This is a genomic window from Streptomyces sp. NH27 (assembly GCF_056859195.1).
This window is the reverse complement of record NZ_JACEGK010000660.1, coordinates 1-3708: the sequence shown is the minus strand read 5'-3', so window position 1 is coordinate 3708 and position 3708 is coordinate 1. Positions and strand designations below refer to the sequence as shown.

General features: G+C 72.2%; 3 protein-coding genes. All 3 read left to right on the top strand.

Annotated features, from left to right (window positions below):
* The first annotated feature begins 120 nt into the window (after positions 1-120).
* From AC13HU_RS33960 to AC13HU_RS33950, 3 genes are read left to right on the top strand one after another with little or no spacing between them, the layout of a single operon-like run.
* Positions 121-1803, top strand: coding sequence for an NAD(P)/FAD-dependent oxidoreductase (locus AC13HU_RS33960; protein ID WP_483045839.1), 1683 nt, complete (start codon positions 121-123; stop codon positions 1801-1803).
* Positions 1800-3275, top strand: coding sequence for an ATP-binding protein (locus tag AC13HU_RS33955; protein WP_483045838.1), 1476 nt, complete (start codon positions 1800-1802; stop codon positions 3273-3275). Before AC13HU_RS33960 ends, AC13HU_RS33955 begins: the two co-directional genes overlap by 4 nt.
* The gene (locus tag AC13HU_RS33950; protein ID WP_483045837.1) at positions 3272-3652 is read left to right on the top strand and encodes a UBP-type zinc finger domain-containing protein; all 381 of its coding nucleotides are present in this window, start codon (positions 3272-3274) and stop codon (positions 3650-3652) included. Before AC13HU_RS33955 ends, AC13HU_RS33950 begins: the two co-directional genes overlap by 4 nt.
* The last annotated feature ends 56 nt before the right edge of the window (positions 3653-3708 follow it).

The window sequence follows — 3708 nt, the reverse complement described above, 5'->3', positions numbered from 1 at the left end:
CCCCGTGCCCGCCCCCGGACCGCCCACCATCTGTCCCTCGCGCGCCGGACCAGCGGTGCTACTACGCTGAACCACATAGACGGCCGAACACATGGACGACAACACGGGGACGGGATGCCCATGACTGAGCCGGACGCCGGCACGCGCCGCGCCGCGCTCCTCACCGTTGACGACGACCCGGGGGTGTCCCGGGCGGTCGCCCGCGACCTGCGCCGCCGCTACGGCGAGCGGTACCGCGTGGTGCGGGCGGAGTCCGGGCAGGACGGGTTGGACGCGCTGCGGCAGATGAAGCTGCGCGGCGACCTGGTCGCGGTGATCCTGGCCGATTACCGGATGCCGAACATGACCGGCATCGAGTTCCTCGAACAGGCGATGGACATCTACCCCGGCGCGCGCCGGGTGCTGCTCACCGCCTACGCGGACACCGGCGCCGCGATCGACGCGATCAACGTGGTCGACCTCGACCACTACCTGCTCAAGCCGTGGGACCCGCCGGAGGAGAAGCTCTATCCGGTGGTCGACGACCTGCTGGAGAGCTGGCTCTGCTCCGACCACCGCCCGGTACCCGAGACGAAGGTGGTCGGGCACCGCTGGTCGGCGCGCTCCTCCGACGTAAGGGAGTTCCTGGCCCGCAACCAGGTGCCGTACCGCTGGTATCAGTCCGACCAGGTCGAGGGCCGCCGGCTGCTGGAGGCCGCCGGGCAGGACGGTCTACGGCTGCCGCTGGTGATCGCGCCGGGCGGCGAGGCGCTGCTGGAGCCGTCCGAACAGGACCTGGCCGAACAGGTCGGCCTGTCCACCTCGCCGGCCGAGGAGTTCTACGACCTGGTGGTGATCGGCGGCGGCCCGGCCGGGCTCGGCGCCGCGGTCTACGGCGCCTCCGAGGGGCTGCGCACCGTCCTGGTGGAGCGGACCGCGACCGGCGGGCAGGCCGGGCAGAGCGCCCGGATCGAGAACTATCTCGGCTTTCCGGATGGTATATCCGGCGCCCAACTCACCGACCGCGCCCGCCGCCAGGCCACCCGGTTCGGCGCGGAACTGCTGACCGCCTGCGAGGTCAACGCACTTGAGGTCAGCGGCCCGGCCCGTACCGTACGGTTCGCGGACGGCTCGGCGGTCGCCGCGCAGAGCGTGATCCTCACCACCGGCGTCGCCTACCGGCAGCTCGACGTACCGGGACTGGCCGAACTCACCGGCCGCGGCGTGTACTACGGCTCCGCGCTGACCGAGGCGGCCGGCTGCGAGGGCCAGGACGTGTACATCGTCGGCGGCGCCAACTCCGCCGGCCAGGCCGCCGTCTACCTCTCGCGGCACGCCAAGTCGGTGACGCTGCTGGTGCGCGGCGCGTCCCTGGAGGCGTCCATGTCGCACTATCTGATCCAGCAGATCGCCGACATCCCCCCCATCCGGGTACGCACCCGGACTTCGGTCACCGCCGTGCACGGCGAGGACCACCTGGAGGGCCTGGCGGTGCGTGACGCCACCACCGGCGGCACCGAACTCGTCGACGCACAGCGGATGTTCGTCTTCATCGGCGCCGCGCCGCGCACCGACTGGCTGGACGGCACCGTCCACCGCGACCGGCACGGCTTCGTGCTGACCGGCCCCGACCTCGTCACCGAGGACGGCCGCCGGCCGGCCGGCTGGCAACCGGACCGGCTGCCGTACCACCTGGAGACCAGCGTGCCGGGCGTCTTCGCGGCCGGCGACGTGCGGTCCGAGTCCGCGAAGCGGGTGGCGTCCGCGGTCGGCGAGGGCGCGATGGCCGTCATGCTCGTACACCGCTACCTGGAGGGGCTGTGACCGAGAGCCCGCAGAGCCCACCGAGCGCACTGGACCCCTGCAACCCGGAGGAACTGCGCACGCTCTTCCTGTTCGAGAAGCTCGCCCCCGAGCAACTCGCCAAGCTGTGCCGGATCGGCCGGGTGGAGACGATCGAGCCGGGCCCGGTCTTCGCCGAGGGCGACCCGGCGACCTGCTTCTACGTGCTGCTGGACGGGGCCCTGGTGACCTCCCGGCGGGTCGGTGACGACGACGTGGAGGTGGCCAGGACCTCCCAGCGGGGCGTGTACTCGGGCGCCTTCCAGGCGTACCTGGGCGACCGCGTGCCGCAGCGGTACGCCAACTCCATGCGGGTGACGGCGCCTTCACGCTTCTTCGTGCTGGCGGCGGACGACTTCGCGCGGATCGTCACCGAGTGGTTCCCGATGGCCGTGCACCTCCTGGAGGGCCTGTTCTTCGGCAACAAGTCGTTCCAGCAGGTGGTCAGCCAGCGGGAGCGGCTGCTCGCGCTCGGCTCGCTGTCGGCCGGTCTGACCCACGAGCTGAACAACCCGGCCGCCGCGGCGCTACGGGCCACCGCCGCGCTGCGCGAGCGGGTCGCCGGGATGCGGCACAAGCTGAAGATCCTCACCGGCGGCCCCTACCGGCAGGCCGACCTGGACACCCTCGTCAGCGTCCAGGAGCGGGCCGCCGAACGGGTCGCGAAGGCCGAGCAGCTCAGCCCGATGGACGCGTCCGACCGGGAGGACGCGATCGCGGACTGGATGGACGCGCACGACATCTCCGGCGGCTGGGACCTGGCGCCGGCCTTCGTGCAGGCCGGACTCGACGAGGAGTGGCTCGACCAGATCGCCGCGGCCGTCGACGGCGCGGTGCTGGAGAGCGCGGTGCGGTGGCTGAACTACACCGTCGAGACCGAGCTGCTGATGAACGAGATCGAGGACTCCACCACCCGCATCTCCGGCCTGGTCAACGCCGCCCGGCAGTACTCCCAGCTCGACCGCGCCCCCTACCAGGTGGTCGACGTGCACGAACTCCTCGACAGCACCCTCCAGATGCTCGCCGGGAAGATCGGCGCCGGGGTGCGCGTGGTCAAGGAGTTCGACCAGACCCTGCCCCGTATCCCCGCCTACCCGGGCGAGCTGAACCAGGTGTGGACGAACCTCATCGACAACGCCGTCGCCGCGATGGACGGCGAGGGCACGCTCACCGTGCGGACCTGGCGGGAGCACGGCAACCTGGTGGTGGAGTTCCGCGACACCGGTCCGGGGATTCCGCCGGAGATCCGGCAGCGGATCTTCGAGCCGTTCTTCACCACCAAACCGGTCGGCCAGGGCACCGGCCTCGGCCTCGACATCTCCTGGCGGATCGTGGTCAACAAGCACCACGGCGACCTGAAGGTCGAGTCCGAGCCGGGCGACACCCGCTTCCGGGTGTGCCTGCCGCTGACCACGCCCGAGACCGGTCAGGACAGCGAGGAGGCAGCCGTATGACCCCGTCTGACAACCAGGGCACGCCCGGGACCTCCGGGACCGCGATCGACCCGTCGGTGCCGCCCAGCGGCACCGGCTGCGCGGAGTGCGACGCCGGCGGCGGCTGGTGGTTCCACCTGCGCCGCTGCGCGGCCTGCGGCCACATCGGCTGCTGCGACTCCTCACCCGCGCAGCACGCCGGCGCCCACGCGGCCGCCACCGGCCACCAGGTGATCCGCAGCTTCGAGCCGGGCGAGGAGTGGTTCTGGAACTACGCCGAGGAGCAGTACGTCGAGGACGGTCCCCGACTGGCGGCGCCGCAGAGCCACCCGGCCGGCCAGCCGGTGCCGGGCCCGGCTGAGCGCGTGCCGTCCGACTGGCGCGACCGGCTCAACTGAGCGGCCGGCTCGACCGGCAGCGCGCGACGTGACGGGGCGGGCGCCACACTTGGCGC